This window comes from Streptomyces sp. NPDC030862, from assembly GCF_055571835.1.
The window spans coordinates 1-21,130 of the sequence record NZ_JBVIEN010000015.1 but is presented as its reverse complement, the minus strand read 5'-3'; the positions used below and the strand labels follow the sequence as shown (position 1 = coordinate 21,130).

19 protein-coding genes are annotated in these 21,130 nt (G+C 71.5%); 4 read left to right on the top strand and 15 right to left on the bottom strand.

Annotated elements, in window-relative coordinates:
- The first annotated feature begins 206 nt into the window (after positions 1–206).
- Positions 207–1,973, top strand: coding sequence for an arginine--tRNA ligase (gene argS / locus ACZ42X_RS31105; protein ID WP_468297107.1), 1,767 nt, complete (start codon positions 207–209; stop codon positions 1,971–1,973).
- Positions 1,974–2,057: 84 nt separating this feature from the next.
- Here the strand turns inward: argS and ACZ42X_RS31100 are convergent, their stop codons facing one another.
- The 7 genes from ACZ42X_RS31100 to ACZ42X_RS31070 all read right to left on the bottom strand — a co-directional run bounded on the left by ACZ42X_RS31100 (position 2,058) and on the right by ACZ42X_RS31070 (position 10,312).
- On the bottom strand, positions 2,058–3,350 hold the full coding sequence (locus ACZ42X_RS31100; RefSeq protein WP_468297104.1) for an NlpC/P60 family protein: 1,293 nt from the start codon (positions 3,348–3,350) through the stop codon (positions 2,058–2,060).
- Positions 3,351–3,635: 285 nt separating this feature from the next.
- On the bottom strand, positions 3,636–4,628 hold the full coding sequence (gene hemB, locus ACZ42X_RS31095; RefSeq protein ID WP_468297101.1) for a porphobilinogen synthase: 993 nt from the start codon (positions 4,626–4,628) through the stop codon (positions 3,636–3,638).
- A gap of 352 nt (positions 4,629–4,980) precedes the next feature.
- Positions 4,981–6,645 carry a bifunctional uroporphyrinogen-III C-methyltransferase/uroporphyrinogen-III synthase gene (locus ACZ42X_RS31090; RefSeq protein WP_468297098.1) on the bottom strand — a complete coding sequence of 555 codons (1,665 nt, stop codon included), beginning with the start codon at positions 6,643–6,645 and terminating at the stop codon, positions 4,981–4,983.
- Positions 6,642–7,610, bottom strand: a complete 969-nt coding sequence (gene hemC / locus ACZ42X_RS31085) for a hydroxymethylbilane synthase (protein ID WP_468297095.1) — start codon at positions 7,608–7,610, stop codon at positions 6,642–6,644. Before hemC ends, ACZ42X_RS31090 begins: the two co-directional genes overlap by 4 nt.
- Positions 7,607–8,965 carry a glutamyl-tRNA reductase gene (locus ACZ42X_RS31080; RefSeq protein ID WP_468297091.1) on the bottom strand — a complete coding sequence of 453 codons (1,359 nt, stop codon included), beginning with the start codon at positions 8,963–8,965 and terminating at the stop codon, positions 7,607–7,609. The genes hemC and ACZ42X_RS31080 overlap by 4 nt, the downstream gene beginning before the upstream one ends.
- Positions 8,962–9,735, bottom strand: a complete 774-nt coding sequence (locus ACZ42X_RS31075) for a redox-sensing transcriptional repressor Rex (RefSeq protein ID WP_468297089.1) — start codon at positions 9,733–9,735, stop codon at positions 8,962–8,964. The genes ACZ42X_RS31080 and ACZ42X_RS31075 overlap by 4 nt, the downstream gene beginning before the upstream one ends.
- A gap of 298 nt (positions 9,736–10,033) precedes the next feature.
- Positions 10,034–10,312 (bottom strand): glutaredoxin family protein, encoded by a 279-nt coding sequence (locus tag ACZ42X_RS31070; RefSeq protein ID WP_468297086.1) that lies wholly within the window; start codon positions 10,310–10,312, stop codon positions 10,034–10,036.
- Positions 10,313–10,383: 71 nt separating this feature from the next.
- Between ACZ42X_RS31070 and ACZ42X_RS31065 the strand changes: the two genes are divergently transcribed.
- The 3 genes from ACZ42X_RS31065 (at position 10,384) to ACZ42X_RS31055 (ending at position 14,085) form a co-directional block, all read left to right on the top strand.
- On the top strand, positions 10,384–11,274 hold the full coding sequence (locus ACZ42X_RS31065; RefSeq protein ID WP_468297083.1) for an HAD family hydrolase: 891 nt from the start codon (positions 10,384–10,386) through the stop codon (positions 11,272–11,274).
- Positions 11,275–11,902: 628 nt separating this feature from the next.
- Entirely contained in the window at positions 11,903–12,682 is a 780-nt protein-coding gene (locus ACZ42X_RS31060) for an ECF subfamily RNA polymerase sigma factor, BldN family (protein ID WP_468297080.1), read from the top strand.
- Between the two features lie 215 nt (positions 12,683–12,897).
- Positions 12,898–14,085, top strand: coding sequence for a DUF5667 domain-containing protein (locus ACZ42X_RS31055; RefSeq protein WP_468297077.1), 1,188 nt, complete (start codon positions 12,898–12,900; stop codon positions 14,083–14,085).
- Positions 14,086–14,167: 82 nt separating this feature from the next.
- Here ACZ42X_RS31055 and ACZ42X_RS31050 read toward each other — a convergent pair whose 3' ends face one another.
- The 8 genes from ACZ42X_RS31050 to ACZ42X_RS31015 form a co-directional block, all read right to left on the bottom strand.
- Positions 14,168–15,220, bottom strand: coding sequence for a lysophospholipid acyltransferase family protein (locus ACZ42X_RS31050; RefSeq protein ID WP_468297075.1), 1,053 nt, complete (start codon positions 15,218–15,220; stop codon positions 14,168–14,170).
- 15 nt (positions 15,221–15,235) lie between these two features.
- Complete coding sequence (locus tag ACZ42X_RS31045) at positions 15,236–16,330, bottom strand: NAD-dependent epimerase/dehydratase family protein (RefSeq protein WP_468297072.1); 1,095 nt, start codon at positions 16,328–16,330, stop codon at positions 15,236–15,238.
- 162 nt (positions 16,331–16,492) lie between these two features.
- Complete coding sequence (locus ACZ42X_RS31040; protein ID WP_003948845.1) at positions 16,493–16,591, bottom strand: 30S ribosomal protein bS22; 99 nt, start codon at positions 16,589–16,591, stop codon at positions 16,493–16,495.
- 151 nt (positions 16,592–16,742) lie between these two features.
- Positions 16,743–16,955, bottom strand: coding sequence for a helix-turn-helix domain-containing protein (locus tag ACZ42X_RS31035; RefSeq protein WP_160159783.1), 213 nt, complete (start codon positions 16,953–16,955; stop codon positions 16,743–16,745).
- Positions 16,956–17,083: 128 nt separating this feature from the next.
- A complete protein-coding gene (locus ACZ42X_RS31030) occupies positions 17,084–17,899 on the bottom strand; it encodes a phosphatase (RefSeq protein ID WP_468297069.1) in 816 nt (271 codons plus the stop codon).
- 90 nt (positions 17,900–17,989) lie between these two features.
- Complete coding sequence (locus ACZ42X_RS31025; RefSeq protein WP_468297068.1) at positions 17,990–19,165, bottom strand: acetoin utilization protein AcuC; 1,176 nt, start codon at positions 19,163–19,165, stop codon at positions 17,990–17,992.
- Positions 19,134–20,312, bottom strand: coding sequence for an MFS transporter (locus ACZ42X_RS31020; RefSeq protein WP_468297066.1), 1,179 nt, complete (start codon positions 20,310–20,312; stop codon positions 19,134–19,136). The genes ACZ42X_RS31025 and ACZ42X_RS31020 overlap by 32 nt, the downstream gene beginning before the upstream one ends.
- Positions 20,313–20,368: 56 nt before the next feature.
- Positions 20,369–21,013, bottom strand: coding sequence for an HAD family hydrolase (locus tag ACZ42X_RS31015; protein ID WP_468297064.1), 645 nt, complete (start codon positions 21,011–21,013; stop codon positions 20,369–20,371).
- Positions 21,014–21,130: the final 117 nt, after the last annotated feature.

The following is a 21,130-nucleotide window of genomic DNA, read 5'->3' as shown; positions in this document are numbered from 1 at the left end:
GCTTGGGGTTTCGAAGGCTGGCGTAAGCCATTCTCCCAGACGCCGACGGCGCGGTCCGAGGTTGTCCACAGCCCGCGCCCGCCGGTATGACAGCGCTGGGACGGCTGTGGACAGCGGTGGATAAGAGCTTGCGCACCCGTGGGACACTTGACAACCGGAATACACCCCGGACGACAGCACAGCGATCAAGACAGAAACGGAAGCTCATGGCCTCGGTCCCTTCCCTCGCTTCGACCGTGCAGCAGCGCCTCGCGGACGCCCTTTCGGCAGCTCTGCCGGAGGCCGGCTCCCGCGACCCCCTGCTGCGACGAAGCGACCGGGCGGACTTCCAGGCCAACGGCATCCTGGCCCTGGCCAAGCAGGTCAAGGGAAACCCGCGTGAGCTGGCGACCAAGGTCGTCGAGGCGATCCCGGCCAACGACGTGATCCAGGACGTCGAGGTCTCGGGCCCCGGCTTCCTCAACATCACGATCTCGGACCGGGCGATCGCCGAGACGCTGGCGGCCCGCGCCGCCGACGACCGCCTCGGCGTCCCGTACCGCGACGAGCCGGGCACGACGGTCATCGACTACGCCCAGCCGAACGTGGCCAAGGAGATGCACGTCGGCCACCTGCGCTCGGCGGTCATCGGTGACGCCGTGGTCAAGATCCTGGAGTTCGCGGGCGAGAAGGTGATCCGCCGCCACCACATCGGCGACTGGGGCACCCAGTTCGGCATGCTCATCCAGTACCTGATCGAGCACCCGCACGAGCTGGACCACAAGGACTCCGCGGTCTCCGGCGAGGAGGCCATGTCCAACCTCAACCGCCTCTACAAGGCGGCCCGGGCGCTGTTCGACTCCGACGAGGAGTTCAAGGCCCGCTCCCGCGACCGGGTCGTGGCCCTCCAGTCCGGGGACGAGGAGACCCTCGCCCTGTGGCAGCGGTTCGTCGACGAGTCGAAGATCTACTTCTACTCCGTCTTCAACAAGCTGGACATGGACATCAAGGACCCGGACGTGGTCGGCGAGTCCGGGTACAACGACATGCTCGAGGAGACCTGCCGCCTGCTGGAGGAGTCCGGCGTCGCGGTCCGCTCCGAGGGCGCGCTGTGCGTGTTCTTCGACGACGTCAAGGGCCCCGACGGCAACCCCGTCCCGCTGATCGTGAAGAAGTCCAACGGCGGGTACGGCTACGCCGCCACCGACCTCTCCGCGATCCGCGACCGCGTCCAGAAGCTGGGCGCGGACACCCTGGTGTACGTCGTGGACGCCCGCCAGTCGCTGCACTTCAAGATGGTCTTCGAGACCGCCCGCCGCGCCGGCTGGCTGAACGACCGGGTGCACGCCGTGCAGCTCGCCTTCGGCACGGTCCTGGGCAAGGACGGCAAGCCGTTCAAGACCCGTGAGGGCGAGACGGTCCGGCTGGTCGACCTGCTCGACGAGGCGATCGACCGCGCCACCGCCGTGGTCCGCGAGAAGGCCGAGAAGGTGGGCCTGAGCGAGCAGGAGATCGTCGAGAACGGCCGGTACGTCGGCATCGGCGCCGTGAAGTACGCCGACCTGTCGACCTCCGCGTCCCGGGACTACAAGTTCGACCTGGACCAGATGGTGTCGCTCAACGGCGACACGTCCGTCTACCTCCAGTACGCGTACGCCCGTATCAAGTCGATCATCCGCAAGGCGGGCGACACCAAGCCGGCCGCCCACCCCGAGCTGCCGCTCGCCCCGGCGGAGCGGGCGCTGGGCCTGCACCTGGACCAGTTCGGTGAGGTCCTGACGGAGGTCGCCGCGTCGTACGAGCCGCACAAGCTGGCGGCGTACCTCTACCAGCTGGCCTCGCACCTCACCACGTTCTACGACCAGTGCCAGGTGATCAGCGACGAGAACGCGCCGGAGGTCGTGGAGAACCGGCTCTTCCTCGTCGACCTGACCGCCCGCACCCTGCACCAGGGCATGGCGCTGCTCGGCATCCGCACGCCCGAGCGGCTCTGACCCCCGCAGCCCCTCGGCCCCGTCAGCCCACGCCCGCAGCCCCCGCCGGACACCGGCGGGGGCTGCGGCGCGCTGTCACGCCCCTCAGACGATCTTGTTGTAGCGCAGGGCCACGTAGTTGCCGTACCCGTGGCCGTCGATGGTGCCGCTGTCGATGTCGGCCGTCGCGTAGTTCATGTCCGTGCTCGGGCTGCCCTCGGAGTAGTAGGAGAAGGTGCCGGCGGCCTTGTCCTTCCAGCCCGCGAAGAGGACGACGTGCTGGTCCTTGTAGTTGAGGATGTCGCCCGGTTGCAGGTCGCCCTTGGAGATCTGGGTGCTGACGGTGGGCAGACTCCACGTCGTCAGCGAGTCCTGCAGGTGCCACGCCATGGAGACGAAGCCGGAGCAGTCGGGCCTGTACTTCACGTCGGTCGTCGGGCCATACACCCATTCCGCCTGGTTGAGCGTCTGGCTGTACTGGACGTTCCGGTCGTACCAGTTCTTGGCCCGCGACATGACCTCGCTGCGCGTGATCTGGCCGTTGGCGGTGGAACTCGGCGTCACGTACGAGCAGTCGCTGCCGAAGGCGGAGAGCAGGCTCTGCGTCCAGCCGGACGCGTCCACCGGGTCGTCGGTGTGGTAGGCGATGTCGCTGCCGTCACCGTCGTACGGGGTGGCGTCGTGGTACCAATACATGCCGCCGTTGGTACGGCCGTAGTAGAGGCCGCCGCCGGGCGAGACGAGGGAGTCGACCGCGGACCAGCCGCTCGCCTTCAGCTGGGAGCCGTTCCAGTCGCCCACGCCGTTGATCTCGTAGCCGAGCAGCCGGCCGTCGGACGTGGAGGCGATGAGCCGGTCCTTGCCGGAGGCGGCGAGCGTCTTCAGGACGAAGCCCGAGCCGATGACCTCGTGCTGGCCGATGTGGGCCGGGCCGGACGGCTTGGCCTCGGTGACGATGTAGCGGTGCAGGTAGCCGTTGACCGTGCCGTAGAGGCGCCCGGCGCCGTCGTACGTCAGCTTGTCGAAGGTCCAGCCGCCGTCCCAGATCTTGGTGATGCCGGCGATGCCGAGGGAGGTGTTGTTGGTCTGGATGTCGACGCGGTACAGCTCACCAGCGGTGGAGGTGACCAGGACGGTGTTGAAGTTCAGCGTGGCCATCGCCTTCGGCGTGAAGCCCAGCCCGGCACCGATCAGGGTCTTCACCCGGTCGCCGGTGCTCGGGGCTATCGCCGTGTAGGTGAGCCGGCCGTCGGGGAGGATGCCGTAGACCGACACGTCCCCGCCGCAGCTTGCGGCGGCCGCGGCCGTACCGGAGCCGACCGTGGTGACCATGCCGAGGGACATCGCGCCGATGGCGAGCGCGGCTCCCGAGCGGCGGAGGGCATGGCTGAGCTTCATAGTCCGGCTCCTGCGAAGTCGTGAGGATGGGGCGCGGAGTACACACCTCGGCCGGCACCCGCTGCCCTGCAAGTGCAGCTGGTGTGGCTGGTTCGGGTGTGGCGCCCGCTGACACCACGTACTATCGCCGCCCGGAGAGCCGTACGGAAGAGAGATCGACTGGGCGGAACAGGCCCTGTCCCCTAGGGCCCTTGAGCCACCCTGGCCCCCTCCACACGAGAATGCCGCCAACCCCCCATCCTGCGGGGGAAATTGGCGGCATCACGCCATAGGGGTCCGCTTGGACTACCGGAGCCGCTGCGCGACCTCCGTCGCCCAGTAGGTGAGGATCATCTGCGCGCCCGCCCGGCGGATGCCGGTGAGCGTCTCCAGGATCGCCTTGTCGCGGTCGATCCAGCCCTTCTCCGCGGCGGCCTCGACCATCGCGTACTCACCGCTGATCTGATACGCCGCGACCGGCACGTCCACCGCGTCCGCCACCTTCGCGAGGACGTCGAGGTACGGCCCGGCCGGCTTGACCATCACCATGTCGGCGCCCTCTTCGAGGTCGAGCGCCAACTCCCGCAGGGACTCGCGGACGTTCGCCGGGTCCTGCTGGTACGTCTTGCGGTCGCCGCGCAGCGACGAGCCGACGGCCTCCCGGAAGGGGCCGTAGAAGGCCGACGAGTACTTGGCGGTGTACGCGAGGATCGCCACGTCCTCCTTGCCGATGGTGTCCAGCGCGTCGCGAACCACCCCGACCTGACCGTCCATCATCCCGCTGGGGCCCACCACGTGGACGCCCGCGTCCGCCTGGACCTGCGCCATCTCGGCGTACCGCTCCAGCGTCGCGTCGTTGTCGACGCGCCCGTCCGCGTCCAGGACACCGCAGTGGCCGTGGTCGGTGTACTCGTCCAGGCACAGGTCCGACATGATCACCAGGTCGTCCCCGACCTCGGCGCGCACGTCCCGGATGGCGACCTGGAGGATGCCGTCCGGGTCGGTCCCGGCGGTGCCGAGCCCGTCCTTCTTGGACTCCTCCGGCACGCCGAACAGCATGATCCCGGAGACCCCGGCCGCGGCCGCCTCCACGGCGGCCTTCCGCAGCGTGTCCCGCGTGTGCTGGACGACGCCGGGCATGGCCCCGATCGGCACCGGCTCGGTGACGCCCTCGCGTACGAACGCGGGCAGGATCAGATCGGCCGGATGCAGCCGCGTCTCCGCGACCATCCGCCGCATGACGGGAGTCGTCCGCAGCCGCCGCGGCCGCGCACCGGGAAAGGATCCGTACACAGTCATGCGTCCACGCTACGCCCGCCCCGGGGGCGCTTTTGCCGACAGCCCGCCGGTCGCACGCGCCTCCCACCCGGGCAGCCCCTGCCCCGATGCCCCCAACGCCGGACGGCCGGCCCCGCCCCAACAGGCCTCCCGCCCGTACCGCCCCGCACGCCCCCGGCGTCGCGCAACGCACCACGCATACACCCGCCAACGCCGGACGACCGGCCCCACCCCACCAGGCCTCCCACCCGTACCGCCCCGCACGCCCCCGGCGTCGCGCAACGCACCACGCATACACCCGCCAACGCCGACGGCCGGGCCCGTCCCCCTCGGGGACGCACCCGGCCGTGGCCGTACGCGCAGGGACGGACCGTTAGGTCGTACGCCGCCGCCGCGCGCCCGGCCGACGCTCGCTCGGGCGCGTGACCGGGTCGCCGGCCTCCAGCGCCGCCTGGCGGCGCCGTACGCCGAACTCCGCCAGCGCCTCCGCCAGCTTGTGCACCGACGGCTCCGGCGCCAGGACGTCCACGCGCAGCCCGTGCTCCTCCGCGGTCTTCGCGGTCGCCGGGCCGATGCAGGCGATCACCGTCACGTTGTGCGGCTTGCCCGCGATGCCGACCAGGTTCCGCACGGTCGACGACGACGTGAACAGCACCGCGTCGAAGCCACCGCCCTTGATCGCCTCGCGCGTCTCGGCCGGCGGCGGCGACGCGCGCACCGTCCGGTACGCGGTCACGTCGTCGACCTCCCACCCGAGCTCGATCAGCCCGGCCACCAGCGTCTCGGTGGCGATGTCGGCGCGCGGCAGGAAGACGCGGTCGATCGGGTCGAAGACCGGGTCGTACGGCGGCCAGTCCTCCAGCAGCCCGGCCGCGGACTGCTCGCCGCTCGGCACGAGGTCCGGCTTCACACCGAACTCGACCAGCGCCTTCGCGGTCTGCTCGCCCACCGCCGCGACCTTGATCCCGGCGAAGGCGCGGGCGTCGAGCCCGTACTCCTCGAACTTCTCGCGCACCGCCTTGACGGCGTTGACCGAGGTGAAGGCGATCCACTCGTAGCGGCCGGTGACCAGGCCCTTGACCGCGCGCTCCATCTGCTGCGGCGTGCGCGGCGGCTCGACGGCGATGGTCGGCACCTCGCTCGGCACCGCGCCGTAGGACCGCAGCTGGTCGGAGAGCGACGCCGCCTGCTCCTTCGTACGCGGTACGAGGACCTTCCAGCCGAACAGCGGCTTCGACTCGAACCACGCGAGCTGGTCGCGCTGGGCGGCGGCGCTGCGCTCACCGACCACGGCTATGACCGGCTGGCCGCCGTCCGGCGACGGCAGCACCTTCGCCTGCTTGAGCACCTGCGCGATCGAGCCCAGCGTCGCCGTCCACGTCCGCTGCCGCGTCGTCGTACCGGCGATGGTGACGGTCAGCGGGGTGTCGGGCTTACGGCCCGCCGACACCAGCTCACCGGCGGCGGCCGCCACGGAGTCGAGCGTCGTCGACACGACCACCGTCCCGTCGCTGGCGCCCACCTCCGTCCAGCACCGGTCGCCCGCGGTGCGGGCGTCGACGAAGCGCACGTCGGCGCCCTCGGCGTCGCGCAGCGGCACACCGGCGTACGCCGGCACGCCCACCGCCGTGGCGACGCCCGGCACCACCTCGAAGGGGATGCCCTCGGCGGCGCACGCGAGCATCTCCGCGCCCGCGTTGCCGTCGAGTCCGGGGTCGCCGCTCACCGCACGGACGACCCGCTTGCCGCCCCGCGCGGCCTCCATGACAAGATTGGTCGCATCCCTCAACACGGGGACCCCGGCGGGCATTGACGCATCGTCAACAACCGCCAGCTCCGGCGTGCTCACGCCCGCCCGGGCATGGCCGCGTACGACATCGAGCACATCCGGCTCCGCGATGAGTACGTCAGCACCCGCCAGCGCCTCGACGGCGCGCAGTGTCAGCAGCCCCGGATCCCCGGGTCCGGCGCCCAGGAAGGTGACGTGCCCGCACGCGGAGAACGCCGAAGAAACCTTGGATGCAGTGGTGGGGCTCAAAGTGCTCGCTCCCCCATAAGACCGGCCGCACCCTTGGCGAGCATCTCGGACGCGAGTTCGCGACCGAGCGCGACGGCGTCGCCGTGCGACGTGGGTACGGGACCGGTGGTGGACAACTGCACCAGCGTGGAGCCGTCGGTCGTGCCGACGACGCCCCGCAGGCGCATCTCATGAACAACCTGCCCATCGGCCAGCAGGTCGGCCAGCGCACCCACAGGTGCGGAGCAGCCGGCCTCCAGGGCGGCGAGCAGGGACCGCTCGGCGGTCACGGCGGCCCGCGTGTGCGGGTCGTCGAGCCCGGCGAGCGCGGCGGCGAGGTCGGTGTCAGCCGCCGTGCACTCGATCGCCAGCGCCCCCTGACCGGGCGCGGGCAGAACGGTGTCGACCGACAGGAAGTCGGTCACCTCGTCGATACGCCCGATGCGGTTCAGCCCGGCCGCGGCGAGAACCACCGCGTCCAGCTCACCGCTCCGCACGTAACCGACGCGCGTGTCGATGTTCCCCCGAATGGCGACACACTCGATCTTCATGCCGTGGGCGCGCGCGTACGCGTTGAGCTGCGCCATGCGCCGCGGCGAACCGGTGCCCACGCGGGCCCCGGCCGGCAGCTGCTCGAACCGCAGCCCGTCGCGCGCGACCAGCACGTCGCGCGGGTCCTCGCGGAGCGGGATCGCGGCGAGCACCAGGTCGTCCGGCTGCGCGGTCGGCAGGTCCTTCAGCGAGTGCACGGCGAAGTCCACGTCCCCGGCGAGCAGCGCCTCGCGCAGCGCCGTGACGAAGACGCCCGTCCCGCCGATCTGCGCCAGGTTCTCGCGGGAGACGTCGCCGTACGTGGTGATCTCCACGAGCTCCACGGGACGCCCGGTCAGCTGCCGCACCGCCTCCGCGACCTGCCCGGACTGGGCCATGGCGAGCTTGCTGCGCCTGGTCCCCAGCCTCAATGCCCTCTGGGCCCTCTCGGTCATACTCGCCCTCGGTTCTTGAGATCGGCGTCGTTCACGTCGGCCCGGCTGACGGAGGCGACCGCCTCCGGGTCGAGGTCGAAGAGTGTGCGCAGCGCGTCCGCGTAGCCGGCGCCGCCGGGCTCGCTGGCGAGCTGCTTGACCCGCACGGTCGGCGCGTGGAGCAGCTTGTCCACCACGCGGCGCACGGTCTGGGTGATCTCGGCGCGCTGCTTCTCGTCGAGACCGGGCAGCCGCCCCTCCAGCCGGGCCATCTCCCCGGCCACCACGTCGGCGGCCATGGTGCGCAGGGCGACGACGGTCGGGGTGATGTGCGCGGCCCGCTGAGCGGCGCCGAAGGCGGCGACCTCGTCGGCGACGATGCCCCGCACCTGGTCCACGTCGGCGGCCATCGGCGCGTCCGCCGACGCCTCGGCGAGCGACTCGATGTCGACGAGCCGGACGCCCATGAGCCGGTGCACGGCGGCGTCGATGTCACGCGGCATGGCGAGGTCGAGCAGCGCGAGCGGCGCGCCCGTACGCCCGGCCACGGCGGCCTCGACGGCCGCGCCGGTCAGCACGAGGCCGGTGGCGCCGGTGCAGGACACGACGACGTCGGCACGTGTCAGTTCGTCGCTCACGGAGGCCATGGCCACGGCTCGCGCGGCCACGCCCGTGCCTCCGGGCTCGGTGAGGATCTGCACGAGGCGCTCGGCGCGCTCGGACGTCCGGTTGGCGATGACGATCTCGTCGACGCCGGACCGCGCGAGCGTGGCGGCGGCGAGCGAGGACATCGAACCGGCGCCGATGACCAGCGCCCGCTTGCCCTTGGCCCAGGCGTCCACCGGAGTGCCGGCCGCCAGCTGCTCGAGGCCGAAGGTGACGAGCGACTGCCCCGCCCGGTCGATACCGGTCTCGCTGTGCGCCCGCTTGCCGACCCGCAGCGCCTGCTGGAACAGGTCGTTCAGCAGCCGCCCGGCGGTGTGCAGCTCCTGGCCGCGCGCGAGGGCGTCCTTGATCTGGCCGAGGATCTGCCCCTCGCCGACGACCATGGAGTCCAGCCCGCACGCCACCGAGAAGAGGTGGTGGACGGCCCGGTCCTCGTAGTGCACGTACAGGTAGGGGGTGAGCTCCTCCAGCCCCACCCCGCTGTGCTGGGCGAGCAGCGTGGACAGCTCGGCGACGCCCGCGTGGAACTTGTCCACGTCGGCGTAGAGCTCGATGCGGTTGCAGGTGGCCAGGACCGCGGCCTCGACGGCCGGTTCGGCGGCGAGGGTGTCCTGGAGCAGCTTGCTCTGCGTGTCGGGGGCCAGGGCGGCCCGCTCCAGCACGCTGACGGGCGCGCTGCGGTGGCTGAGTCCGACGACGAGGAGGCTCATGCCGGCATCACGGCGGGCATGTCCCCGTCAGGTCCCTTGCGTCCGTCGGCCGCGGCGGTGGCGCCGGCGGCACCGCGCACCACGGGGGGCACCGGCGCGCCCGGCTCCTCGCCGGCCTTGCGCTGCTCGTGGAAGGCGAGGATCTGCAGCTCGATGGAGAGGTCCACCTTGCGCACGTCCACGCCGTCGGGCACCGACAGCACGGTCGGCGCGAAGTTCAGGATGGAGGTCACCCCGGCCGCGACGAGCCGGTCGCAGACCTGCTGGGCCGCGCCCGCGGGCGTGGCGATGACACCGATCGACACGCCGTTCTCGTCGACGATCTTCTCCAGGTCGTCGATGTGCTGCACGGCGATGCCCGCGACCGGCTTGCCGACCATGGCCGGGTCGGCGTCGATCAGCGCGGCGACGCGGAAGCCACGGGAGGCGAAGCCGCCGTAGTTGGCGAGGGCGGCGCCGAGGTTACCGATGCCGACCATGACGATCGGCCAGTCCTGGGTGAGCCCGAGCTCGCGGGAGATCTGGTAGACGAGGTACTCGACGTCGTACCCGACACCGCGCGTCCCGTACGAACCGAGGTAGGAGAAGTCCTTGCGCAGCTTCGCGGAATTGACCCCCGCCGCCGCCGCGAGCTCCTCGGAGGAGACCGTCGGTACGGAGCGCTCCGACAGTGCGGTGAGCGCCCGCAGATACAGCGGAAGCCTGGCGACGGTGGCCTCGGGGATTCCTCGGCTACGGGTCGCCGGTCGGTGTGTTCGGCCAGTTGCCACGGTGCTCCTGCGGGATGAGCGGGGCTGCAGGCGGCCATGCGTACCGAGGCCGCCCCGTCGACAGCAGGCTATGTCTTTGTGAACGCGTGCACAAAGATGGTGTCCCTTTTGTCCGGCCAAAGTGACCGGGGTCACGCGATCCGATCGCGCCGCCCCGGAACCGAGGGCGCGCTCAGCCCGTTGGGAACACGAAGGGGGCAAGACGGTTCACACTCCTCACGGCTCCGCCCCCGAAACCCAACAAAACGCACACGATGGTAACCGCCCTTTCCGGTCACCCCCCGTGCTTCACCTTCCGTCACCCTTCGAGCTCGCGCCGCAGCCGCGCCGCGTCCACCTTCCAGAAGGTGTGCTGCTCACCGTCCACCAGCACCACCGGGATCTGCTCCCAGTAGGCGCGGTGGAGCTCCTCGTCCTGGAGGATGTCCTTCTCCTCCCACACGGCGCCCGTCTCGGCGCAGACCCGCTCGATCACCGCCCGCGCGTCATCACAGAGATGACACCCGGGCTTCCCGATCAGCGTCACCGTCCGCGGACCGCCGGCCTTCTTCGTACGTCGCCCGAACATGCCCCCCATTCTCCTTCCGTTCACTCCGTGGCGGCCCCCACAAGGCGGGAAGGACCGAACACAGTGGCTATGCTCACGGCATGGCCGCACTGGGATGGCTCACCCCTCGCAGGCGCTCCGCCACCGCGCGCAGTGTGCTGGCAGGCGAAGCGTCGGCCGAGGCCGCCCGTAAGACCTCACAGGAGTTCCCCGTCCACGGGGACGTGCACGCGGCGGCCTTCTTCGACCTCGACAACACCGTGATGCAGGGCGCCGCCCTCTTCCACTTCGGCCGGGGCCTGTACAAGCGCAAGTTCTTCCAGCGCCGCGAGCTGGCCCGGTTCGCCTGGCAGCAGGCCTGGTTCCGGCTCGCCGGGGTCGAGGACCCCGAGCACATGCAGGACGCCCGCGACAGCGCGCTGTCCATCGTCAAGGGCCACCGCGTCTCCGAGCTGATGACCATCGGCGAGGAGATCTACGACGAGTACATGGCCGACCGCATCTGGCCCGGCACCCGCGCCCTGGCCCAGGCGCACCTCGACGCCGGCCAGAAGGTCTGGCTGGTCACGGCCGCCCCCGTCGAAACGGCGACGATCATCGCCCGCCGCCTGGGCCTGACCGGCGCGCTCGGCACGGTCGCCGAGTCCGTCGACGGCGTCTACACCGGCAAGCTCGTCGGCGAGCCCCTCCACGGCCCCGCCAAGGCCGAGGCGGTCCGCGCCCTGGCCGCCGCGGAGGGCCTGGACCTCTCGCGCTGCGCCGCGTACAGCGACAGCCACAACGACATCCCGATGCTCTCGCTGGTCGGGCACCCGTACGCGATCAACCCCGACACCAAGCTGCGCAGGTACGCGCGCGAGCGCGAGTGGCGCCTGCGCGACTACCGCACGGGCCGCAAGGCCGCGAAGGTCGGCATCCCCGCGGCCGCGGGCGTCGGCGCCCTCGCCGGCGGCACCGCCGCCGCGGTGGCCCTGAGCCGCCGCCGCCGCTGACCCACCGCCCGCCCCGGCGCGGCGGGACCCGCACCCCCTGACCTGGCGGCGCGAAGCCGCCACCTGCCAGGTGCCCGAGACACGCCCGCCTGCCGGATGCCCCCGGCCCGACCCCAGCGGCGCGAAGCCGCCGGCTACCGGATGCCCCCGTGCCCCTGACCCCGGCGGCGCGGAGCCGCCGGCTACCGGATGCCCCCCTGCCCCCGACCCCGGCGGCCCGGAGCTGCCGGCTACCGGGCGCGAGGTGCGGCCCTCCGGCGGCGCGAAGCGAACGTCCGCCGGCGAGGGCGCCGGGGCGCCGACCCCCGGGGCCGCGCGAGTCGCGGCCAAACCGGGGTCTTACCCCCGCCGCCCCCACCCCAGTCCCCCACCCCCGCACTCGACCACAACACACCCCCACCCCACCCACATCCGAAACCGATCCGATCAATTAACGGTCACCAAGTGCGACTTGATCAGCCCCCTAGACGTCACAGAAGCGACTGAATCGATGATTTGAGCAACTCGGTGTAGCGCTCCCTGCACGAAGCGTTATTCTCCTCAGACGCATACGGGACCCTCACACGTCGCTACGACGGGTGAACGGTTCCGCACTGCACGTGATGGAAGCTCTGCCTCTGGGAGTCCCGTGTACCCACACGTCGGGGTTGACGCCTCGGGCCTGGCTACGCTCCGCGCAACGGTCCTCGACCACCTGCGCGGCTTCGTCCCCACCGCGTACGCCGTCCCCGCCTTCGCCGCACCGGCACCCGCCGGCCCCTGCTATGCCCTCGCCGACGGCGGTCCCGTCGTCGGCAGAAGGGGTGGCCGGGGCGGAGCGGGCACCTCGACCACCGCGCGCCGGCCCACCGCCGACAGCGACAGCGCCCGCATGATGGACCTGGTCGAACGCGCCCAGGCCGGCGAGGCCGAGGCATTCGGCCGCCTGTACGACCAGTACAGCGACACCGTCTACCGCTACATCTACTACCGCGTCGGCGGAAAGGCGACGGCCGAAGACCTGACCAGCGAGACGTTCCTCCGCGCCCTGCGCCGTATCTCGACCTTCACCTGGCAGGGGCGCGACTTCGGAGCCTGGCTGGTCACCATCGCTCGCAATCTGGTCGCCGACCACTTCAAGTCGAGCCGATTCAGGCTCGAAGTGACCACAGGCGAAATGCTCGACGCCAACGAGGTCGAGCGCAGCCCGGAGGACTCCGTCCTGGAGTCCCTCTCCAACGCCGCGCTCCTGGAGGCCGTCCGTAAGCTGAACCCCCAGCAGCAGGAATGCGTCACCCTGCGCTTCCTCCAGGGCCTCTCGGTCGCCGAGACCGCGCGCGCGATGGGCAAGAACGAAGGCGCGATCAAGACCCTCCAGTACCGCGCGGTGCGCACCCTCGCGCGCCTGCTCCCCGACGACGCCCGCTGACCGCACGACACCCTCCGTGAGGGCGCGAACACGCACTGGTCGGATCATCTTTCGTCCGTAACCCAGGTGCCGCGACGCTCGTTGTGCGGGATGCAGGCTCCCTGTGGTCACACCCTGACCGCACCCACTCACTCGTTCGTGTGGATGCGCTCAAGGTGTGCAACCTTCCCGCCCTTCCTGGGAGTCGACCGTGATGACGAGAGGAGGTGCCGCCAGTGATCGCGAACGTATCGGCGCACCGGCGGGCGAACGCCTTCGCCCAGGCCCTGGAAGATCAGGCGGCCGAGCAGCCCGACGCGTCGGCCGAACCGACCGAGCGTGGGCGGCTGTTGGCCCTGGCGAGCGGTCTCGGCAAGCTGCCGAAGCCGGAGTTGGACCCCGAAGTCAAAACCGTGCAGCGAGCCCAGCTGGTCGCCGCCATGGAGGCGATGGTCGCCGAGGGGGGTGCGTCCGCGGGCCCTACCGTGCCGGAGCAGCGGACGTCGTCGGGGCGGGGGGCCCACCGGGCCACCGCGCTCCGGAAGTTGCGCCCGCGCTCCCGCTGGTCGAAGGGGCTCGCCGCCGGCGGCCTCACGGTCGGAGTGGCCGCGGGGGCCTTCAGCGGGGTCGCCGCTGCCAGTTCCGACGCCCTCCCCGGTGATTCGCTGTACGGGCTGAAGCGTGGCATGGAGGACCTCAAGCTCGGCCTCGCCGACGACGAGGCCGACCGCGGCGAGCTCTACCTGGACCAGGCGTCCACCCGCCTCAGCGAGGCCCGCCGCCTCATGGAGCGGGGCCGCTCCGGCGTCCTGGACCACGAGTCGCTGAACGAGATCCGCCGCGCCCTCAACGGCATGCAGCACGACGCCGCCGAGGGCCACCGCCTGCTGCGCATCGCGTACGAACGGGACGGCACCATCGCGCCGATGGCCACGCTCGACTCGTTCGCCCGCAACCACCGCGAGGCGTGGCACGGCCTGCGCGACCGGCTCCCTCCCCAGCTCACCGACGTACGCGACCAGGTGAGTTCGGTCTTCGCCGCCATAGACGAAGAGGTCGGCCCGCTGCAGTCCAAGCTGCCGCGCGTCCCGGAGGAGAAGGACGGCCGCGCTCCCTCGGGCACCCAAAGCGGCCCCCAGGACTCGACCCGCCCCGGCAGCCCGTCGCACGAGTCCCCGTCCGCGCCGGAATCCCGCCCCTCGGGCAGCCCCGGCAAGCCGGGTCCGTCGGGCTCCGGCTCGGGCTCCGCGCAGGACGACGGCCTGCTCGGCGGCAACACGGGCGGGCTCCTGGATCCCGACCCGACGACACCGCCACCCGACGCGAGCCAGGAGCCACCCGCACCGGCTCCCGACGTCACCATCCCCCCGCTGCTGCCAGGCATCCTCCCGGGCCTCGGCATCGACGAGGAGGGCGCGCGTTAGGACGCGCGATAGGACGAAGGTGGGGCGCCTCTCGGACACGAGGCGCCCCACTCTCGTACGTACGCGCGTACGCGCGTACGCGCTAGAAGAACACCGACCGCCGCTGCACCAGGAGCTTGTACAGCGTGTGCTGGATCTGCTCCCGGACCTGGTCCGTCAGGTTGAACATCAGCATCGGGTCCTCCGCCGCCTCCGGGGGATAGCCGTCGGTCGGGATCGGCTCGCCGAACTGGATCGTCCACTTCGTCGGCAGGGGCAGCGCACCCAGCGGCCCCAGCCAGGGGAACGTCGGCGTGAGCGGGAAGTACGGGAAGCCGAGCAGCCGCGCGAGCGTCTTCGCGTTGCCGATCATCGGGTAGATCTCCTCCGCGCCCACGATCGAGCACGGCACGATCGGCACCCCGGCCCGCAGTGCCGTCGACACGAAGCCGCCCCGCCCGAACCGCTGCAGCTTGTACCGCTCGCCGAAGGGCTTCCCGATGCCCTTGAAGCCCTCCGGCATCACCCCGACGACCTCGCCGCGCCGCAGCAGCCGCTCGGCGTCCTCCGCGCACGCCAGCGTGTGCCCGGCCTTCCGGGCCAGCTCGTTCACGACCGGCAGCACGAACACCAGGTCGGCGGCGAGCAGCCGCAGATGGCGCCCGGCCGGGTGGTGGTCGTGGACGGCGACCTGCATCATCAGACCGTCCAGCGGGAGCACCCCCGAGTGGTTCGCCACCACCAGGGCTCCGCCTTCGGCCGGGATGTTCTCCACGCCCTTCACCTCGACGCGGAAGTACTTCTCGTACAGCGGCCGGAGAAGCGACATCAGGACCTGGTCCGTCAGCTCCTCGTCGAAACCGAACTCGTCGACCTCGTACTCACCGGTGATGCGCCGCCGCAGGAAGGCCAGCCCGCCCGCGAGCCGCCGCTCCCAGTCGCCACCGGCCGCCGAGCCCCCCGGAGCCGTAGCCGCCTCCTCGGCTGCCTCGCCGGCTGCCTCTGGCCCGTACGACCCCGGCAGCGGGCTCACCGGGGCCGGCTCGCCCCTCCCCCGGGCGCCACTGCCCAGCAGCGGCCGGCGGCGCGCCGGCCGGGGGGCCGCACCCGCGCGCGGCCGGTCGTCGTCGAAGGGAATGACCTTGGCGTCCGCCATGGTTGCTCGCGCTCCTTATTCGGCCTCGGCGCTTGTCGTCGTCTGCTTCTGCGTCTGCGTCTGCGTCCCCGTCCGCGCACCGCTCAGGAGCGGCGACGCGGCGATCCGGTCCACCGCACCGGCCACGGCCTCCGGCGGCAGCAGCCCAGGGCCCCGGCTGCGCGCGAAGTCCGCGAAGGCCTGGGCGGTGGTGTACGCGGGCTCGAACCCGAGCGTCTCGCGCATCTGCGCCGTACTGACCACCCTGCCGTGCGTCAGCAGCCGGATCTGCTCCGGTGAGAAGTCCGTCACACCCACCGTGCGCAGCGCCGTACCGACCCACCTGACGGCAGGCAGCAGTACCGGCACGGTGGGCCGCCCCAGCCGCCGCGAGCACTGAGAGAGCGTCAGTACGCCGTCGCCGGCGATGTTGAACGTCCCGCTGTTCAGCGTGGCCCGCCGCGGCTCGTGCGAGGCGATCCGCAGGACGTCGATGACGTCCTCCTCGTGGACGAACTGGAGCCTCGGGTCGTAACCGAAGACCGTGGGCAGGACGGGCAGCGAGAAGTACTCGGCGAGCGGCGAGTCCGCGCCGGGACCCAGGATGTTCGCGAAGCGCAGCACGCACACCGCCACGTCCGGGCGCCGCCGCGCGAAGCCGCGCACGTACCCCTCGACCTCGACGACGTCCTTGGCGAAGCCTCCGCTCGGGAGCGACTTCGGCGGCGTCGTCTCGGTGAAGACCGCCGGGTCGCGGGGCGCCGAGCCGTACACGCTCGTGCTGGACTTCACCACCAGCCGACGGATCGTCGGCGACTTCTGGCACGCGCCGAGCAGCTGCATCGTGCCGATGACGTTGGTCTCCTTGACCGCCGTCCGACCCCCACTGCCCAGCGGTTGGCCCGTGACGTCCAGATGGACGACGGTGTCGACCGCGTGCTCGGCCAGTACGCGCCCGATGCCGGGCTGCCGGATGTCGGCGCGGACGAACTCCGCCGCGCCCAGCCGGTGCGGAGGATCCACGGCGTCGACGCCGATCACCCGCTCCACGCCGGGGTCCTGCTGGATGCGCCGTACGAAGCGGCCGCCGAGCTTCCGGGCCACCCCGGTGACGAGCACGACCTTCCCCAAGATCAGCGCCTTCCGTTCGGTCCTGTTCGCCTACGCGCCACCGTAGCGTTTCACCCTCGCGGTGTGACGACCGCCGCACTCTCCCGCCCACGGCCGAAAACACCGCGGCCCTCCCACCGGAACCGGTGGGAGGGCCGCGAATGCCGCACGTACAGCCGTCGCTTACTTCTTGTTGCGACGCTGAACGCGGGTGCGCTTGAGCAGCTTGCGGTGCTTCTTCTTGGCCATCCGCTTACGCCGCTTCTTGATAACAGAGCCCACGACTACCCTCGCTCACTTCTCGGAACACCCCCGCGCCAGCGGGGATCTCGGTGCGGGGCGTCTGGGCCCACACGACCTACGTCGGCCTAGCCTACCCGGCCGAGCGACGAGCTTGTAATCCGAGGGCTCGTGGAATGCCTCTCGCGCCCCGCTACGCGGTTTCCACCCCCACGAAAGACTCTCGCAGGTACTCGTGAACCGCTTGCTCCGGCACCCGGAAAGACCTGCCCACCCGGATGGCCGGCAGATGACCGCTGTGCACCAAGCGGTACACGGTCATCTTCGACACTCGCATCACCGCGGCGACTTCCGCCACGGTCAGGAACTTGACCTCGTTGAGAGGCCTTTCGCCAGCAGCAGCCATGACCCACCTGTACCTTCCGCACACGACGCCCACCGGCTTCCCCTCCGGTGACTCTTCGTCGTTGTGCGCTCACTCCCCAGAGTAGGGGCGGGTGATGCGAGTGGGGAAGAGGAGCTGCCATCGGTCCCCTACTGTGACAGACACGCCCGATTGAGTACATAGCGAGTAAGCGGCCGGTAGTAAGCGGACCGCACACCGTCATCGAGCGGAACGGTCACGGACACCCGTCCCTCCGCTTCTCCGACGAACAGCGCGGGGTCGTCCGTATCGGCCAGGCCGATGGCCTCGAACCCCAGCTGACCTGCTCCGCAGACCCATCCGTGGTCCCCGACGACCAGGTCCGGCAGCCCCCTTCCGCCGTCCGCCGCGGCCTCCAGAGCGGCCCTGACGGGGAGGGGGGAGTGCGTGTGTGCGCCGGTCTCACAACCGGCGCCTTCGGCCCCGGGTTCCCGCACCAGCCCGACTCCCCGTACGTAGTCCACGGTGCACGTACGTACGCCAAACCGGGTCGTTATGTCGACACATCTCCCCTGCGCGGGGGTGAGAACGGTGCATCCCGCCGCCGACAAAGCGTCTGCCAACCCGGCGTAGAACCCGAGCAGACGGTGTGGGTGCCCGGTCCCGAACAGCACCGCGCCCCGCCGGGCGGCCACCTCCGCGATCCGCGCCGCGAACGCGTCCAGCGCGCTCAGCGTCCGCTCCGGATCGATGACGTCGAGCCCGGACCGGTGAGCAGGATCCGCGGAGACCCCGCACCTGTCCGCCATGAGCCGCAGCACCTCGCGCTCGCTCCACCCGCCGTCGGGGTCGAGCCCAAGCGTGACGCGCGGGTCCCGGGCCGCGAACAGCCGGTAGTTGCGCAGACTCCGCTCCCGCGCGGTGGCCACCGTCCCGGCCAGCCCCGAAGCCACCAGATGCGCCTGGAGCGCCTCCACACTCAGCACCCTCCCGATGCTGCCGCACCCCGGTCACCCGAGCACCGAAAAGCACCCGGGCTCCCACCGTTGGCGTAACCCCGCCACGCCGAGGCGCTCCTACGCCAGCAGCCCCCGCAGCGGGAACACCGCGCGCCGCGTCGCCAGCACCGCCTGGTCCAGCCGGTCCGCCGGGTCGTACCCCTCGTCCCAGGAGCGCCACTCCACCGGCCACCGGCCGTCCGTCATCCGCCCCGGCGCCAACTGACGCGTCCGCGCGTACACCTCGTCCCGCCACGACGACGGGATGACCGACTCCGGCTCCACCGGCGTCCCCGCCGCGATGCCCACCAGGTGCGTCCACGACCGCGGCACCACGTCCACCACCGCGTAACCGCCTCCGCCGAGCGCGACCCACCGCCCCTCGGCGTACGCGTGCGCCAGGTCGTGGCAGGCGGCCTGCACCGCCCGCTGCGCGTCCAGCGACACCGCCAGGTGCGCCAGCGGGTCCTCGAAGTGCGTATCGGCCCCGTGCTGCGTCACCAGCACCTGCGGCCGGAAGTCCGCCAGCAGCTCCGGCACCACCGCGTGGAAGGCCCGCAGCCAGCCCGCGTCCCCGGTCCCGGCCGGCAGCGCCACGTTCACCGCGGTCCCCTCCGCCTCGCCGGTCCCACCGGTCTCCTCAGGCCATCCGGTCCCCGGGAACAGCGTCCGCGGGTGCTCGTGCAGCGAGATGGTCAGCACCCGCGGGTCGTCCCGGAAGGCGGCCTGTACGCCGTCCCCGTGATGCACGTCCACGTCCACGTACGCGACCCGCTCCGCCCCCAGCTCCAGCAGCCGGGCGATGGCGAGCGACGCGTCGTTGTAGATGCAGAAACCCGCCGCGGAGCCCGGCATCGCGTGGTGCAGGCCGCCCGCGAAGTTCACCGCGTGCGCGGCCTCGCCCCGCCACACCGCCTCCGCCGCGCCCACCGACTGGCCGGCGATCAGCGCCGACGCCTCGTGCATCCCCGCGAACGCCGGATCGTCCATGGTGCCGAGCCCGTACGCCTGGTCCGCCGCCTTCGGGTCCGCCGACGCCGCCCGTACGGCCGCCACGTAGTCCTCGCGGTGCACCAGCCGCAGCGTGGAGTCCCCGGCCGGCTTGGCCGCCACCACGTCCGCTGCCCGGTCCAGGCCGTACGCCCGCACCAGGCCCATGGTCAGCGCGAGCCGCACCGGGTCCATCGGGTGGCTCGGCCCGAAGTCGTAACGGGTTACTGCGTCATCCCACATCAACAGTGCGCGGCCGCTCATGCCCGCCACCGTATCGGTCCCGTTCAACGCCGAACGACCGGGCATACCGGAGCGTCACCAGCACCAACACCATCGGCACCAGCATCGCCCCGCGGTACGTCCAGGCCTCGCCGAGGGCCCCGACCAGCGGCGAACCGACCAGGAACCCTACGTAGTTGAAGACGTTGAGCCGCGCCACCTCCGCGTCCCCCCGCGCGGCCGCGAACGTCTGCGGCACCACCACGCTCAGGCCCAGCCCCAGCACCGTGAACCCGGCCACCCCGGCCCACGCACCGGGCGCCCCGGCCACCAGCCCGAAGCCGACCGCCGCGAGCAGCACGCCGCCCCGCACCACGCCCACGGCCCCGAACCGCCGCACCCCGAGGTCCCCGACCGCCCGTCCGAGCAGCGTCGTCACCATGTAGGCGTTGTACGGAACGGTCGCCAGCGCCTCCGAACCACCCAGCACGTCCGTCAGATACTTGGCGCTCCAGTTCGCCACCGTGGCGTCCCCGATGTACGCGAACGTCATCACCAGGCACAGCGGCACCAGGAGCCCCGTCGGCCGGCCTGTCGCGCCGCTGTCGGCCTGCCGCTTCCCGTCCACGTACCACCGGCTCGCCGTCAGCGCCGCGGGCAGCAGCACGGCCACCACGGACCCGTACGCTGGCCCCAGCTCCAGCCCCCGGCGCACCGAGACCCACGCGAGCGAGGCGCCCACGATCCCGCCGAGGCTGTACGCCGCGTGGAAGCCGAGCATGATGCTGCGGCCGTACGCGCGCTGGAGGCTGACGCCCAGCATGTTCATGGAGGCGTCCAACGCGCCGACCGCCAGCCCGAACACCCCGAGCGCGACGGCGACGTGCCACATCCGGTCCCCGGCCCCGACGGCGACGAGCGCCGACAGCACCACCGGCTGCACCCACCGGAGCACGACGGCCGGCGTCGCCGCGCGCCGCACCAGCGCGCCCGTGGCCACGCTGCCCACCCCGGCGAGGACGGGGACGGCCGCCAGGAAGAGCGGGAGCAGGGCGTCGGATATCCCGTACCGGTCCTGGATGGCGGGGATACGCGTCACCAGCAGCGCGAAGGTCACTCCCTGCACGAAGAAGCAGACCGCGAGCGAGCCGCGCCCGCGCCGTAACCGCGTCGATCCCCTGTCCGCCATGGCGGCACAGCCTAGGGCGCCCTCCTACCGCTGGGTAGATCGCGCACACCAGGAGGTCATACGAGGAGCGCGGGCAGCCGGCTCATGTCGTCGAAGCAGCCCTTGACCCCCGCCAGCCGCTCCGCGGGGGTCATCGCGGTGAACCCGTACACGTCCATCCCGGCCGCAAGCGCCGCCTGCACTCCGAGGGGGCTGTCCTCCACCACGACGCACCGCTCGGGGGCGACACCCATCCGCTCGGCGGCGTACAGGAAGAGGTCCGGCGCCGGCTTGCCCTGTCCCACGTCCTGCGCGCTGAAGACGCTGTCCTCCGGGAACCAGAGGTCCAGCCCCGTCTTCCGGTGCCCGACCCGGATCCGCTCATGGCTCCCGGACGATGCCACGCAGTACCGCACCCCGTCCGCCACGAGCTTCCCCAGCACCTCCGTCACACCGGCGACCGCCTCCAACTCGCGCTCGAAGGCCGCGAAGACGCGGGCATGCAACGTCGCGTCGAACTCTTCCGGCAGCTGCTGTCCGGTCCGCTCCAGGATCACGTCATGCACGCGGTGCACGGCGGCCCCCATGTAGTCCCTGAGCGAGTCCTCGTAGGAGGTCGGGTGCCCGAGCTCGGTCAGGTAGCCGGCGAGGATGGTGTTGGAGAGGTACTCACTGTCGACGAGTACACCGTCGTTGTCGAAGATGACCAGTTCATAGCGCATGGAGCCACCTTAGAAGGCCGTAAACGCAGAAAAGCCCCGCACCAGAAGGTGCGGGGCTTTCCCCAAAAATTGTTCGGCGGCGTCCTACTCTCCCACAGGGTCCCCCCTGCAGTACCA